This window comes from Microbacterium sp. NPDC056234, assembly GCF_042267585.1.
Taxonomy (GTDB): Bacteria; Actinomycetota; Actinomycetes; order Actinomycetales; family Microbacteriaceae; genus Microbacterium.
On sequence record NZ_JBHJTE010000005.1, the window covers coordinates 151,325 to 164,869 of the forward strand.

The 13,545-nt window shown below is 68.3% G+C and carries 16 protein-coding genes; 10 read left to right on the plus strand and 6 right to left on the minus strand.

The window, feature by feature from the left end:
• Positions 1-21 precede the first annotated feature (21 nt).
• From ACFCYE_RS14510 to ACFCYE_RS14530, 5 genes are all read left to right on the plus strand, one after another.
• Positions 22-252, plus strand: coding sequence for an exodeoxyribonuclease VII small subunit (locus ACFCYE_RS14510; RefSeq protein WP_376179796.1), 231 nt, complete (start codon positions 22-24; stop codon positions 250-252).
• Entirely contained in the window at positions 249-896 is a 648-nt protein-coding gene (locus ACFCYE_RS14515; RefSeq protein WP_376179798.1) for a DUF4245 family protein, read from the plus strand. Before ACFCYE_RS14510 ends, ACFCYE_RS14515 begins: the two co-directional genes overlap by 4 nt.
• Positions 893-1,567 (plus strand): carbonic anhydrase, encoded by a 675-nt coding sequence (locus ACFCYE_RS14520; protein ID WP_376179800.1) that lies wholly within the window; start codon positions 893-895, stop codon positions 1,565-1,567. The genes ACFCYE_RS14515 and ACFCYE_RS14520 overlap by 4 nt, the downstream gene beginning before the upstream one ends.
• The gene (locus ACFCYE_RS14525; protein ID WP_376179802.1) at positions 1,564-2,958 is read left to right on the plus strand and encodes a class II fumarate hydratase; all 1,395 of its coding nucleotides are present in this window, start codon (positions 1,564-1,566) and stop codon (positions 2,956-2,958) included. The genes ACFCYE_RS14520 and ACFCYE_RS14525 overlap by 4 nt, the downstream gene beginning before the upstream one ends.
• A gap of 215 nt (positions 2,959-3,173) precedes the next feature.
• Complete coding sequence (locus ACFCYE_RS14530; protein WP_376179804.1) at positions 3,174-4,013, plus strand: endonuclease domain-containing protein; 840 nt, start codon at positions 3,174-3,176, stop codon at positions 4,011-4,013.
• Positions 4,014-4,110: 97 nt separating this feature from the next.
• On the opposite strand, the gene ACFCYE_RS14535 is transcribed toward ACFCYE_RS14530, so the two are convergent.
• From ACFCYE_RS14535 to ACFCYE_RS14545, 3 genes are all read right to left on the minus strand, one after another.
• Entirely contained in the window at positions 4,111-5,460 is a 1,350-nt protein-coding gene (locus ACFCYE_RS14535) for a PhoH family protein (RefSeq protein WP_376179805.1), read from the minus strand.
• 159 nt (positions 5,461-5,619) lie between these two features.
• Positions 5,620-6,756: an aminotransferase class V-fold PLP-dependent enzyme gene (locus tag ACFCYE_RS14540; protein WP_376179807.1), complete on the minus strand. Its 1,137-nt coding sequence runs from the start codon at positions 6,754-6,756 to the stop codon at positions 5,620-5,622.
• Positions 6,757-6,785: 29 nt separating this feature from the next.
• Positions 6,786-7,568, minus strand: a complete 783-nt coding sequence (locus tag ACFCYE_RS14545; protein WP_376179809.1) for an isoprenyl transferase — start codon at positions 7,566-7,568, stop codon at positions 6,786-6,788.
• Between the two features lie 93 nt (positions 7,569-7,661).
• Between ACFCYE_RS14545 and ACFCYE_RS14550 the strand changes: the two genes are divergently transcribed.
• The 3 genes from ACFCYE_RS14550 (at position 7,662) to ACFCYE_RS14560 (ending at position 9,741) form a co-directional block, all read left to right on the plus strand.
• A complete protein-coding gene (locus ACFCYE_RS14550) occupies positions 7,662-8,396 on the plus strand; it encodes a hemolysin III family protein (RefSeq protein ID WP_376179811.1) in 735 nt (244 codons plus the stop codon).
• A gap of 106 nt (positions 8,397-8,502) precedes the next feature.
• Positions 8,503-8,976, plus strand: a complete 474-nt coding sequence (locus ACFCYE_RS14555; protein ID WP_376179813.1) for an S-ribosylhomocysteine lyase — start codon at positions 8,503-8,505, stop codon at positions 8,974-8,976.
• The gene (locus ACFCYE_RS14560; protein WP_376179815.1) at positions 8,977-9,741 is read left to right on the plus strand and encodes an SDR family NAD(P)-dependent oxidoreductase; all 765 of its coding nucleotides are present in this window, start codon (positions 8,977-8,979) and stop codon (positions 9,739-9,741) included.
• Between the two features lie 12 nt (positions 9,742-9,753).
• On the opposite strand, the gene ACFCYE_RS14565 is transcribed toward ACFCYE_RS14560, so the two are convergent.
• The gene (locus ACFCYE_RS14565) at positions 9,754-10,044 is read right to left on the minus strand and encodes a hypothetical protein (RefSeq protein ID WP_376179816.1); all 291 of its coding nucleotides are present in this window, start codon (positions 10,042-10,044) and stop codon (positions 9,754-9,756) included.
• 68 nt (positions 10,045-10,112) lie between these two features.
• Here ACFCYE_RS14565 and ACFCYE_RS14570 point away from each other — a divergent pair, with 68 nt between their 5' ends.
• Positions 10,113-10,499 (plus strand): DUF4307 domain-containing protein, encoded by a 387-nt coding sequence (locus tag ACFCYE_RS14570; protein WP_376179818.1) that lies wholly within the window; start codon positions 10,113-10,115, stop codon positions 10,497-10,499.
• A gap of 95 nt (positions 10,500-10,594) precedes the next feature.
• Complete coding sequence (greA, locus tag ACFCYE_RS14575; protein ID WP_376179820.1) at positions 10,595-11,083, plus strand: transcription elongation factor GreA; 489 nt, start codon at positions 10,595-10,597, stop codon at positions 11,081-11,083.
• Here greA and ilvA read toward each other — a convergent pair.
• Entirely contained in the window at positions 11,080-12,309 is a 1,230-nt protein-coding gene (gene ilvA / locus ACFCYE_RS14580; RefSeq protein WP_376179822.1) for a threonine ammonia-lyase, read from the minus strand. The genes greA and ilvA overlap by 4 nt on opposite strands.
• The gene (locus tag ACFCYE_RS14585) at positions 12,306-13,499 is read right to left on the minus strand and encodes an AI-2E family transporter (RefSeq protein WP_376179824.1); all 1,194 of its coding nucleotides are present in this window, start codon (positions 13,497-13,499) and stop codon (positions 12,306-12,308) included. Before ACFCYE_RS14585 ends, ilvA begins: the two co-directional genes overlap by 4 nt.
• Positions 13,500-13,545: the final 46 nt, after the last annotated feature.

Genomic DNA, 13,545 nt, shown 5'->3' on the forward strand with positions numbered 1-13,545 from the left:
TGACGACGTAGGATGGAACGCGTGACTGCGCCCATCGACACCCCTGTGGAATCGCTGTCGTTCGAGGCCGCGCGCGACGAGCTCGTGCGGGTCGTCTCCGAGCTCGAGCAGGGCGCACCGACGCTGGAGCAGTCCCTCGCCCTGTGGGAACGCGGCGAAGCGCTCGCCGCCCGCTGCGAGGAGTGGCTCCTCGGTGCGAAGCGTCGCCTGGATGCTGCGCGCACCGCGGCATCCGACGAGGACGAGTCGTGAGCCGCAAGACGGCTGCGCCCATCGTCGCCGAGCTCGGACGCCCTGAGACCGCCGACGAGACGGCGGCGCGCAAGGCCGCGTCCAGCGCGGCGTATCGCTCGAGCCAGACCTTCCGGCATCTGATCGCTGCGCTGATTCTGACCGTCGCCGTCGTCGCGGTCATCGTGTTCGCCGTTCCGCGCGGGCAGCCGTCGACCGCCGAGGCGATCGACGTCGACACGATCGCGGCCGATGTCGAATCGACCATGCAGAGCCCCGTCCTCGTGCCAGAGCTGGACGATTTCTGGCGCGTGAACGTCGCCGAGCTCGACGGCGGCGCCACGGTCGTGTGGAACATCACGATCGCTCCGGCCGATGAGGAGGAGCGCGGCTTCATCCGCATCGCCCAGGCGTTCGACGCGGACGCATCCTGGGCGCCGCAGGTGCTGGACGGCTTCGCCCCGACGTCGGCCTCGACCATCGATGGTCGCGAGTGGGACGTGTACGACATCGGCGACCGCGGATCGGCGAACGTCACCTACGCGCTGGGCACCCAGGCGGGCGACGACTACGTGCTGCTGTTCGGCTCGCGCTCGGCGGAATCCACCGCCGACCTCGCCGAGTCGCTGAACTCTCAGATCACCGCCATCGAGGAGGCTGAATGACCACGCTGACCCCGACCGAGGCCTGGCACGAGATGCTCGACGGCAATCGTCGATTCGTCACCGGCGAGCCGCGGCATCCGAATCAGGACGTCGAGAAGCGCCACGAGCTCGCGGAGGGGCAGAGCCCGATCGCGACGCTGTTCGGATGCTCCGATTCGCGCCTCGCGGCGGAGATCATCTTCGACCTCGGACTCGGCGACCTGTTCGTGGTCCGCAACGCCGGTCAGGTGATCGGCGAGTCGATCGTCGGCAGTCTCGAGTATGCGGTCGAGGTCCTGCGCGTCCCGCTGATCGTCGTGCTCGCGCACGACTCCTGCGGTGCCGTGCGCGCGGCGATCGACGGCACGGCCATCGACGCGGCACCCCTGCCGCCGCACATCTGGAAGCTCATCGCGCCCATCATCCCGGCGGCACGCAAGGTGCTCGCAGAGAACGGCGGATCCGCCCCGGCCGACATCGATGCCGACCTCGTCGGGCGCGAGCACTTGCGCAACACCGTCGCCAACCTGCTGCAGTCGTCCGAACTGATCAGCGACGCCGTCGCCGAGGGGCGACTGGGCATCGTCGGCGCCAACTACCGCCTCGCCGAGGGCACGGCCGTGCCCGTCATCACGGTGGGGATCGACACCGGGAGCACAGGCGCTCCCACAACCCAGGAGGGATCGAAGTGACCGAGACCGAATACCGCATCGAGCACGACACGATGGGCGAGGTCCGCGTGCCGGTGAACGCGCTCTACGGCGCGCAGACCCAGCGTGCGGTAGAGAACTTCCCGATCTCCGGCAAGGGCCTCGAGTCCACGCAGATCGCCGCGCTCGCCCGGATCAAGAAGGCCGCGGCGCTCGCGAACAAGGAACTCGGCACTCTCGACGGCGCCATCGCCGATGCGATCGCTGCTGCCGCAGACCAGGTCGCCTCCGGTGCGCACGACGGCGAGTTCCCCGTCGACACGTACCAGACGGGTTCCGGTACCTCCTCGAACATGAACATGAACGAGGTGCTCGCGACGCTTGCCACCGGCATCCTCGGCTCCCCGGTGCACCCCAACGACCATGTGAACGCCTCGCAGTCGTCGAACGACGTGTTCCCGACGTCGGTGCACATCGCCGTCACCCAGGCGCTCATCGACACGCTCATCCCGTCGCTCGACCACCTCGCCGTCGCCCTCGAGGCGAAGGCCGAGCTGTGGAAGAGCGCCGTGAAGTCCGGCCGCACGCACCTCATGGATGCGACGCCCGTGACTCTCGGCCAGGAGTTCGGCGGCTACGCCCGCCAGGTGCGTCTGGGCATCGAGCGCGTGCAGTCCGCACTCCCCCGTGTCGCCGAGGTCCCGCTGGGCGGCACCGCCACCGGCACCGGCATCAACACTCCGCTCGGCTTCCCGCAGAAGGTCATCGCGCTGCTCGCCGCCGAGACCGAACTGCCCATCACGGAGGCGAAGGATCATTTCGAGGCACAGGCGAACCGCGACGGTCTCGTCGAGGCATCCGGAGCCCTGCGCACCATCGCGGTGTCGCTGACGAAGATCAACAACGACCTGCGCTGGATGGGCTCTGGACCCAACACCGGTCTCGGCGAGCTGCACATCCCCGATCTGCAGCCCGGATCCTCGATCATGCCCGGCAAGGTCAACCCCGTCATCCCGGAGGCCGTGCTGATGGTCTGCGCCCGCGTAATCGGCAACGACGCGACCGTGGCATGGGCCGGCGCGTCCGGATCCTTCGAGCTGAACGTGGCGATCCCGGTCATGGGCACCGCCGTGCTGGAGTCGATCCGCCTGCTCGCGAACGCCTCGCGCGTGCTCGCCGACAAGACCGTCGACGGTCTGGTGGCCAACACCGAGCGCGCCGCCGCGTTCGCCGGGATGAGCCCGTCGATCGTGACCCCGCTGAACAAGCTGATCGGCTACGAGGCGGCCGCGAAGATCGCCAAGCACGCCGTCGCCAAGGGCATCACGGTGCGCGACGCCGTGATCGACCTCGGATACGTCGAGCGCGGCGAACTCACCGAGCAGCAGCTGGACGAGAAGCTCGACCTGCTGTCGATGACGCACCCCGGCTGAGTCGGGCGCTTCTGCCTGTCTGCCACCTTGGGGGCCGACACGCCACTTGTCGGACGTTTATCGCGATTCCGTCCGACATCTGGTGTGTCGGCCCCCGAAGTGTCGTACGCCACTTCCCCTGCACCGCAGGACCCTCTTCGTGCGTTGCCCACAGTTCCCGGCGAAACCGACCATCTCCGCTCCGTGCTCGCCCCGAGGCACGACATCCTGTCGTCATGCTCACCCCGCACCTTCTCCTCGACCATCTCGGTGGAATCGCCCACGGAACGACGCTCCAGAAGCATGGCGTGAGCCGGCCGCAGCTGACGCGGGCTGTACGGAACGGACACGTGGAGCGGCTCCGGCCGGGGTTGTTCGCCACGATCGGCGTCCACCACGACGCCCGTAGCGCGGCACTCCACGGCGGTGCGCTGACCTGTGCCGGAGCACTGCGTGCGCGCGGCATCTGGGTCCTGAACGACGCCGAGATCCCCCACGTCTGGGTGGGACGCCGAGGTCGCGTTCATGAACACGATGGATGCTGCTGCACCAGTCATTTCTTCCGGGGGCGCGTTCCCATCGGAATCGTCGACGTCGAGACCGCGCTCGCGCACCTCCACCGCTGCGAGGGCGACGAGTCCTTCTTCGCATCATTGGAGTCGGCACTGCGATCGGGCAAGCTCTCCGGCGCGGGGAGGCTCCTCCGGTTGCGCGAAGCACTTCCGACCTACGCGCGATGGCTCGTCGACTTCGCGCGCGACGACGCGGACAGCGGACTCGAATCGATCCTTCGTCTCCGCCTGCACCTCATCGGTCTGCTGTTGACGACACAGGTGATGCTCGTCGGTGTCGGCACGGTGGACTTCGTCATCGACGGACGCCTCATCCTCGAGGCGGACGGCAAGGAGAATCACGACGGCGGGTCGAAACGGCATAAGGACCTGGTTCGGGATGCTGCGGCATCCGCCCTCGGGTACGAGACCCTGCGCTTCGACTACGCCCAGATCATCCACGACTGGCCGACCGTGCGGGCCGCCATCCTCGCTGCGATCACCCGCATGCGTGACCACGCGTGACACCGCTCACTTCGGGGGCCGACACACCAGATGTCGGACGGATCGCCCGGAAACGTCCGACAAGTGGCGTGTCGGCCCCCGAAGTGGCCGGGCCGTCTCAGCTGAGCTCGCCGCCCTCCAGCAGCTCGGTCACCAGAGCCGCGATCGCCGAGCGCTCGGAGCGCATCAGCGTGACGTGGCCGAACAGATCGTGTCCTTTGAGCGTCTCGATCACGCTTGCGATGCCGTCGTGACGACCCACGCGCAGGTTGTCGCGCTGCCCGACATCGTGGGTGAGCACCACCCGGGAGTTCTGGCCCATCCGGCTCAGCACCGTCAGCAGGACGTTGCGCTCGAGCGACTGCGCCTCGTCGACGATCACGAATGCGTCGTGCAGCGAGCGCCCGCGGATGTGCGTCAGCGGCAGCACCTCGAGGAGCCCGCGATCCACGACCTCTTCCAGCACGTTGCCCGAGACCACCGATCCGAGCGTGTCGAACACCGCCTGACCCCAGGGCCCCATCTTCTCGCCCTGGTCGCCGGGCAGGTAACCGAGCTCCTGGCCGCCGACTGCGAACAGCGGCCGGAAGACGATGATCTTCTTCTGCTGCTGCCGTTCGAGCACCGCCTCGAGTCCTGCGCACAGGGCGAGCGCCGACTTGCCGGTGCCGGCGCGCCCGCCGAGGGAGACGATGCCGACCTCAGGATCCAGGAGCAGATCGATCGCGATGCGCTGCTCGGCGGAGCGCCCGTGCATGCCGAAGACCTCCCGGTCACCGCGGACCAGCTTGTACTCGCCATCGCTGGTCACGCGTCCGAGCGCCGAGCCTCGCTCGGACTGGATGATCAGCCCCGTGTTCACCGGAAGCCCGACGGCCTCGTCGCTGGAGCCGACCTCGCTCTCGTACAGGTCGCTGATCTCGTCGCCGGACAGCGCGAGCGAGGAGATCCCGGTCCACCCGGAGTCGACGGCCTGCTCGGCGAGGTACTCCTCCGCGCGCAGACCCAGCGATGCGGCCTTGACGCGCATCGGCAGGTCCTTGGACACGATCGTGACCTCCTGCCCGTTCTGCGACAGGTGCATCGCGACCGCGAGGATTCGGCTGTCGTTGTCGCCGAGCCGGATGCCGCTGGGCAGCACATCGCCACTGGTGTTGTTCAGCTCGACGCGCAGCGTGCCGCCCTCACCGACCGGTACGGCGAAGTCCAGGCGCTCGTGCTCGATGCGCAACTCGTCCAGGTGGCGCAGCGCCTGCCGCGCGAAGTATCCGATCTCCGGATCGTTCCGCTTGCCCTCCAGCTCGGTGATCACGACCACCGGGAGGACGACGGAATGTTCGGCGAACCGGAAGAACGCCTGCGGATCGCTCAGCAGGACCGAGGTGTCGAGCACGTAGGTCCGCAGATCCGTTTCCGGCTGCGCCTCGGTGCTCTTGCGGGACTGCTGCTGCGCTGTACGTGTGGTCACGACCCACTCCCGACCCGGGACTGTCTCCCGGCTATTGCCTCGAGTCGACCAGGGCCACGAGTCGCGTACCTGAGGGCCGACCCGACCGGGCACCGTGCCCGATGCCTAGAAGCTACGACCGGATGGTGGCCCGAGGCCGCAAGACACGCGAAGGCATCGTTACGCGCTGGTGAACTTCTCGTTGCCCGCAGATGCGATCGCGTCGTCCAGCATCCGAAGCGTGTCGTCCGCGGTCCCGGCGTGCGGTGCCACGCGCACGGCGTCGCCACGCGACGTCGCGACGACGCCGGCGTTGGTGAGAGCGGCCGACAGCGGTGCCGGATGCTCGGGCGCGAGAGTCACGATGCCGGCTCGGCGCGCACGATCTCGTGGGCTTCGCACCGGGATGCCGTGGCGATCCGCGATCTCGAGAATCGCGTCCACGTGCGCCGCGACAGCTTCTTCGATGTGCGTGACGCCCGCGTCGCGCACGTCACTCAGGCCGACGGCGAGGCGTGCGGCGGCAAGAGGGTCGGGGGCGTTCACGGTGTACGCACTCGCGTCGGATGCCGGTGCGGGCAGGTCGTCGACCGGCAACGGACCGCCGACTCCCCCGAACCCGGAGAGGACGGGCGAGATCCGCTCCCGGGCGGCCGGGGAGAACCGCGCGAATCCCGTCCCGCGCCCCGCGCGCAGCCATTTGTAGCCGTGCCCGACGATCACGTCGGCGACCGTGTAGTCGTCCTCGATGATCCCGAAGGACTGCACCGCATCGACGATCAGCAGTCGATCCGGGCCGATGACATCCCGCAGCGCAGCCAGATCGACGCGGAAACCGGTGCGGAAGTCGACATGGCTCACCGCGAGTGCGGTGACTTCGGCATCCAGTGCCTCGGCGACGGCGTCCGGCGTGACGTGTCCGTCCTGCGGGTCGATCCAACGGGCCGACACCTCGCCGTGCGAGGCCTGTGCAGCGCGCTCGAGAGTGAGTGAGATGCTGGGGAACTCCGCGCTCGAGGCGATGACCGCGCCGCTGAGGCCGTACAACGCGTGCATCAGCCCATAGGTCGCAGAGGGCTGCACGGTGAGTTCGGCGGCCTCCACGCCGAGCAGCTCCGCGGCGGTCTCCTTCGCCTGGACGACCCGCTCGGCGACGAGTGCCAGCGAAGACGGCCGACCGCTGCCCAACAGATCAGCGTCCGCGAACACTTCCGCTCGCACGGATGGCGACAGCGGGCCGTTCGCCGCCCAGTTCAGATAGCCGGGCTCGACGTCGAAGGTGGCGAGGAAATCATCGAATGCGCTCACCCGGCTCATCCTGCCATGCGCGGGCGGCGCCGATGAGGTCAGCGGCCGAATCGCCGATCGCGCCCTGCGTAGTCGCGGATCGCACGGAGGAAGTCGATCTCGCGCAGATCGGGCCCGAGCGCCTCGACGAAGTAGAACTCGCTGTGTGCGCTCTGCCAGAGCAGGAAGTCACTGAGCCGCTGTTCGCCGCTCGTGCGGATCACGAGGTCCGGGTCGGGCTGCCCTGTCGTGTAGAGGTGCTCGCCGATCATCTCGGGCGTCAACTGGACGGCGAGGTCTTCGAGCGTTCCACCGGACGCGTTGTGGTGGGCGATGATGCTGCGCACCGCATCGACGATCTCGTTGCGTCCGCCGTAGCCGACGGCGAGGTTGACATGCAGACCGGTGTGATCTCTCGTGCGCCCCTCGGCATCCGCGAGCACTCTGGCGAGCTCGGTCGGAAGGATATCCGCGCGACCGACATGCTTGACGCGCCAGTTCGGCTCGCGGGAGATGCCGTCTGCCAGCTCGGCGATGATGTCGATGAGGTCGGCGATCTCCTTCGAGTCCCGCTTCAGCAGGTTGTCGCTGGAGAGCAGATACAGGGAGACGACGGGGATTCCAATGTCATCGCACCAGCCGAGGAACTCGCGCATCTTGGCCGCTCCCGCTCGGTGCCCCTCGGCTGCCGACCCGAGTCCGAGCTGACGGGCCCACCGGCGGTTGCCGTCGATCATCATCGCGACATGGTGCGGAACCGGCGCCGCCTCGAGCTGTCTGCGCAACCGCCTGCCGTACAGCCGGTACAGCGGCCCCCGGCCCTCGCTCACGCGTGCATTCACGTGCCTACGCTACCGTCTCCCTCCCGTCCCGCACTGGGGGATCGCTCAGGATATGTACTGCTCGCGGAATGGCCAGCGCCTTAGAGTGAAGACGTGAGCAGACGCGCAGCCCGGCCCTCGGATGTCCCCCAGTTGCCGCTGCTCGAAGCAGCAGCGGTCGACGCCGACGTCGAGATCAAACCCACGTGGCGCGGCTGGATCCACGCCGGCACCTTCCCGATCGCGGTCATCGCCGGAATCGTGCTGATCGTCCTCGCGCAGGGGGCACCGGCGAAGTGGTCGGCGGCCGTCTTCATGACCACCTCCCTGCTGCTGTTCGGCAACTCAGCGCTGTACCACCGGCTCGACTGGGGTCCGAAGACGAAGATCCTCCTCAAGCGCATCGACCACGCCAACATCCTGCTGCTGATCGCCGGCACGTACACGCCGATCGCGACGCTCGCGCTCGAACCGCAGAAGGGGGCGCTGCTGCTGACTCTCGTGTGGAGCGGCGCCCTGCTCGGCATCCTGTTCCGCGTCTTCTGGATCAACGCACCACGCTGGTTGTACGTGGCGCTGTACCTGCTGCTGGGCTGGGCGGCGGTCATGTACATGGGCGACCTCCTGCGGGCGAACGTCGCGATGATGTTCCTCGTAATCATCGGCGGCCTGCTCTACACCGGCGGTGCGATCGTCTACGCGGTGAAGAAGCCGAACCCGTGGCCAGGACACTTCGGGTTCCACGAGATCTTCCATGTCTGCACCGTGCTCGCCTTCCTGTGCCACTGGACCGCGTGTCTGCTGATCGCCCTGGAGCCGTACTCCCCCTCGCTGGGTCTGCCCGGCTGACGGGTGAGGGCGGACACCGCACGTAATACGATGTGAGCCGCGCGCCTCGGGCGGATACCGTCGGGGCTGGACCCGATGCGGGCAGCCGATACACAAGGAGAGACCCATGGCCGAAGTCGAGAGCTTCACCCTCGATCACACCGCCGTCCACGCGCCGTACGTGCGCCTGATCGCCACGGAGCGCGGACCGCGCGGCGACGCGATCTCCAACTTCGACGTGCGCTTCGTGCAGCCGAACGAGGGCGAGATCCCCACGGCGGGCCTGCACACGATCGAGCACCTGCTCGCCAGCGTCCTGCGCGACCACCTCGACGGGGTCATCGATATCTCCCCCTTCGGTTGCCGTACCGGATTCCACCTGATCACGTGGGGCGAGCCGTCCGTCGCGCACGTCGTCGCCGCGATCAAGGCGGGACTGGAGTTCATCGCGGAGAAGGCCGAATGGGACGACGTCCCCGGCGTCTCCGCCGTCGAATGCGGCAACTACCGCGACCACAGCCTGCACAGCGCGCGCGAGTGGTCCAAGCGCATCCTCGAGCAGGGCATCAGCCTCGACGCGTTCACGCGCACGGGGGTCTGAGTGTTCGACGAGCTCCGCGGCCGCGTCGTCCTCGTCACCGGGGGCGCCAGCGGGATCGGCGCCGGGATCGTCGACGCCTTCCGCAGCGAGGGCTCAACGGTCGTCAGCGCCGACCTGTCGTTCCCGGAAGGGCTGCGGGAGCGGCAGGGCGCCTGGGCCGTCCGGCTGGACGTGACGGACGAGGATGCCGTGGCCGCCGTCGTGTCCGAGATCGCCGCACGCATCGGAACGATCGACACGGTCGTGACAGCAGCCGGCACATCGACGCTCGGCTACGCGACCGAGACCACGTCTGCGCACTGGGATCTGAATCTCGACGTCAACGCCAAGGGATCGTTCCTCGTCGCCAAGCACGTCGCCGCACGTCTCGTGGACGAAGAGCGTACGGGGCGCATCATCTTCATCTCGTCCCAGGCGGGCAAGAACGGATACCGCGGCATGACCGCCTATGTCGCTTCGAAGCACGCGGTGCTCGGCGTCACGAAGACGATGGCGACCGAGCTCGCGCCGCGCGGCATCACCGTGAACGCGATCTGCCCCGGGATCATCGAGACGCCGATGAAGCATCGGGAGCGCATCGAGGGTGGTGCGATCCGTGGCATGACAGCCGACGAAGTGGCCGCGGAGGACCGCTCGCAGGTGCCGCTCGGGCGGACCGGGACGCCGCACGATGTCGCGGGCGTCGCTCTGTTCCTGGCCAGCGATCTCGCGAGCTACATGACGGGTCAGGGCATCAACGTCACCGGCGGGATGACCATGCACTGAACCCCGGGGCCATCAGGGTTTCCTGTCGCCCTCGTCCGCCTCGGCGTCCGAATCGGGTTCGCGCTGCGCAGTGCCCGCTCCACTCTCGCGAGCGGCGGCCTCTTCGGCATCCAGCTCTTCGCGGACCTCTTCTCGGTACCGCACCTTGCGGATGCGTCGGTTCATGTCCCAGATCAGGAGGACGACGGCGATGAGAACGATCACGATCGCGGCGAAACCGGCGAAGCCTGGGGTCACCGAATCCGGGTCCACCGTCATCGTCGGGGTCGGCATCGGCGTTTCGGAGCCGAACAGAACCAGCATGTGGCCGCCTTTCGTGCACAGGTCGCATAACCTGTAAAGACCAGCTTAACGACCGAAAGACACGCCTCGTGACGACCGCACAGGAACTCGATGACCGCTACGGACGCACCCGCCGGCGCCGCCTGCCGTGGATCATCGGCATCGTGCTGGCCGTGGTCGTGGTGGGGTACTTCAGCTGGTCCACGATCACGCAGTCGATGAACTCCGTCGACGCCGACGATCTGGGCTTCGAGGTGACTGACGAGCACTCCGTCGAGGTCCGATTCCAGGTGAGCGGGGTGGCAGGGAAGGACGTCGCCTGCGCCATCGAAGCCCTCGACGAGGAGTTCGGCGTCGTCGGCTGGAAGGTCGTCGAGATCCCGGCATCCGAGGCGCACAGCAGGGCCCTCACCGAACAGGTGAAGACCGTCGCCGAGGCGACCACGGGTTTGGTCAACTCCTGCTGGGTCGCATAGACTCGCCTCAGACAACTGACGCCCCGGCACGATCGCCGGGGCGTCTTGGCATATCCCCGGTGCGCTCTGAAGGGCGCTGAACAAAGGAGCACGCTGTGTCCACAGACGCTCAGGTCCCGTTCCTCACGCAGGAAGCCTACGATCGACTCGTCGCCGAGCTCGAGCACCTCTCCACGGTCGGCCGCGAAGAGATCGCGAAGCGCATCGAAGCGGCGCGCGAAGAGGGCGACCTCAAGGAGAACGGCGGCTACCACGCCGCCAAGGACGAGCAGGGCAAGCAGGAGGCGCGCATCCGCACGCTCGAGCAGCTGCTGAAGACCGCGAAGGTCGGCGAAGCTCCGGCCAGCCGCGGCATCGTCGAGCCGGGCACGGTCGTCACGGCCGTGGTCGCCGGTGGCGAAGAGGTCTTCCTCCTCGGCAGCCGCGAGATCGCCGTCGGCAGCGACCTCGACGTCTACAGCGAGGCCAGCCCACTCGGGCAGGCCATCCTCGGCCTCAAGGTCGGCGACAAGACCAGCTACGAGGCCCCCAACGGCCGCGCGATCGCTGTCGAGGTCACCGGCGTGGAGACGTACGCGGGCTAGTCGGGGACGACGACCGGGTCGTAACCTGCGCGGCGGAGCGTGTCGAGCGTGAGCTCGGTGTGCTCCGCCCCTCGCGTCTCGATGCTCAGCTGCAGGACCACCTCGTTGATCTGAAGGCCCTGTCCATGGCGGGTGTGCAGCACCTCCATGACGTTCGCGCCGGCCTGCGACACGAGCTCGGAGACGCGCGCGAGCTGGCCGGGCCGGTCAGGCAGCGGGATGCGGATCGTCAGGTACCGTCCGGACGCCGCGAGTCCGTGCGCCACGACCCGCTGCAGCAGCAGCGGGTCGATGTTGCCGCCGGAGAGCACCGCCATGGTCGTCCCGGTCGGCTGGATCTTGCCCGCGAGAATCGCGGCGACGCCGACAGCACCCGCCGGCTCGACGACGACCTTGGCCTGTTCGAGCAGCACCAGCAGCGCACGCGCGATGTCGTCGTCGCTGACGGTGACGACCTCGTCGATGAGCTCGCGGATGATCTCGAACGGGACGGCGCCCGGTTCGGCGACCAGGATGCCGTCGGCGATCGTCGGGCGGGTCTCGATGGCCACGCGGTGCCCGGCCTCGAGCGAGGCGACCGTGGCTGCGGCGTTCTCGGCCTGCACGCCGACGATGCGGATCTTCCGACCCGTCTCGGCCGCCTTGGCCTTGATCGCGGAGGCGATGCCGGCGATCAGTCCTCCCCCGCCGATGCCGACGAGGACGGTGTCGAGGTCCGGGGCGTCCTCGAGCAGCTCGAGTCCCAGCGTCCCCTGCCCGACCACGACGTCGCGATGGTCGAACGGGTGGATCATGACCGCGCCGGTGCGCTCGGCGAACTCCGCGGCCAGACGCAGCGAGGTCGCGACCGTCTCGCCTTCCAGCACGACATCGGCACCGTACCCGCGCGTCGCCAGGAGCTTGGGCACCGGAACGCCGAGCGGCATGAAGATCGTCGCCGGAATCCCCAGCGCCTGCGCCGCGAGCGCCACTCCCTGCGCGTGGTTGCCGGCGGATGCCGCGACGACACCGCGGGAGCGTTCCTCCGCCGTCAGCTTCGAGAGCCGGTGCGCGGCTCCGCGGATCTTGAAGGAGCCGGTGCGCTGCAGGTTCTCCATCTTCAGCACGACGGGCGCGCCGAAGGCATCCGTGAGGGCTCGAGAGGGCAGGGTCGGAGTGTGTGTGATCACACCCGCCAGGCCCTGCGCGGCCTCTTCGAACTCGGCCAGGCTGGGGGCTGTGCTCATTGAATCCTCCGTCGCCGCTCGCGCGGCACTGTACTCCAGATCAGGTCTCCGTGCGGATCGTCGCCGGTGCGCCATGACCCGCTGCTGAGGGTCACGGCGACGACGTTCACGAAGGCGGCCAACGGCACTGCGAACAGGGCACCGGGGATTCCGCCGATCATGGTGCCTCCTGCGACGACGAGCACGACCGCGAGGGGATGGACCTTGACGGCGGATCCCATCAGGATCGGCTGCAGGATGTGCCCCTCGATCTGCTGGACGCCCAGCACCACGATGAGCATCCAGAACGCGATCCACGGCCCGTTGTAGACCAGCGCGAGGAACACGGCGACCGCGCCGGTGACCACGGCTCCGACGATCGGCACGAATGCACCGAGGAAGACGAGCACGGCCACGGGTATTGCGAGCGGAACGCCGAGGAAGAACGCGCCGAGGCCGATGCCGATCGCGTCGATCGTGGCGACGAGCAGCTGCGTACGCGCATAGTTGACCAGCGTGTTCCATCCGTTGCTCGCTGCCGCCGCCGCCGCAGGACGCGCATCCCGCGGGAAGATCTTGAGCGTCCAGCGCCAGATGCCGGCGCCGTCCGCCAGCAGGCAGACCAGGATGAACAGGGCGAGCACGGCGCCGGTCACGACGTGCCCGGCGGTGGTGCCGATCGCGAGTGCCCCCGACCACAGCAGGTCGACCTGCTGCTGGAGGAATCCGAGCGCCTGGTCGATATACGCCTGGATCTCGGCTGCGGACAGGTGCAGCGGGCCGTCGATGAGGTACTGGCGCAGTCGCTCGATGGAGTCCGCCGTGCTGTCGCGCACCATCGCCCATTGCCGCGAAACCTGCCAGATCACGAGCCACAGCAGGCCGGCGACGATCGCGAGCGTGCCGATCATCGCGATCACGATCGCCAGCCAGCGGGGCACGCGATGCCGCAGCATCCAGCCGACGGCCGGCGCGAGCAGGGCTGAGACGAGGATCGCGATCAGCAGCGGGACGACGAGCAGCTTCAGCTGGATGACCACCCAGACGATGACGCCGACGGCCGCCGCGATCAGCAGCAGTCGCCACGCATACCCGGCGGTGACACGCAGTCCGTACGGAACGGCACGGTCGGTATCGGTGCGGACGGTGCGCTCGGTCGGCATGGCGCCCCACAGAAGATCCCGCTTGCGTGGGCGCTTCTCGTCCGTCATCCCGTCAGTCTACGCGTGGCGATGTCCGTGCCCGGCGCTACGCTGA

Bases quoted from the DNA above. Each gene is read 5' to 3' on its own strand.
- ACFCYE_RS14520 (WP_376179800.1), top strand. From the start codon at position 893: ATGACCACGCTGACCCCGACCGAGGCCTGGCACGAGATGCTCGACGGC.
- ACFCYE_RS14530 (WP_376179804.1), top strand. From the start codon at position 3,174: ATGCTCACCCCGCACCTTCTCCTCGACCATCTCGGTGGAATCGCCCAC.
- ACFCYE_RS14540 (WP_376179807.1), bottom strand. From the start codon at position 6,756: ATGAGCCGGGTGAGCGCATTCGATGATTTCCTCGCCACCTTCGACGTC.
- ACFCYE_RS14555 (WP_376179813.1), top strand. From the start codon at position 8,503: ATGGCCGAAGTCGAGAGCTTCACCCTCGATCACACCGCCGTCCACGCG.
- ACFCYE_RS14565 (WP_376179816.1), bottom strand. From the start codon at position 10,044: ATGCTGGTTCTGTTCGGCTCCGAAACGCCGATGCCGACCCCGACGATG.
- ilvA (WP_376179822.1), bottom strand. From the start codon at position 12,309: ATGAGCACAGCCCCCAGCCTGGCCGAGTTCGAAGAGGCCGCGCAGGGC.
- ACFCYE_RS14585 (WP_376179824.1), bottom strand. From the start codon at position 13,499: ATGACGGACGAGAAGCGCCCACGCAAGCGGGATCTTCTGTGGGGCGCC.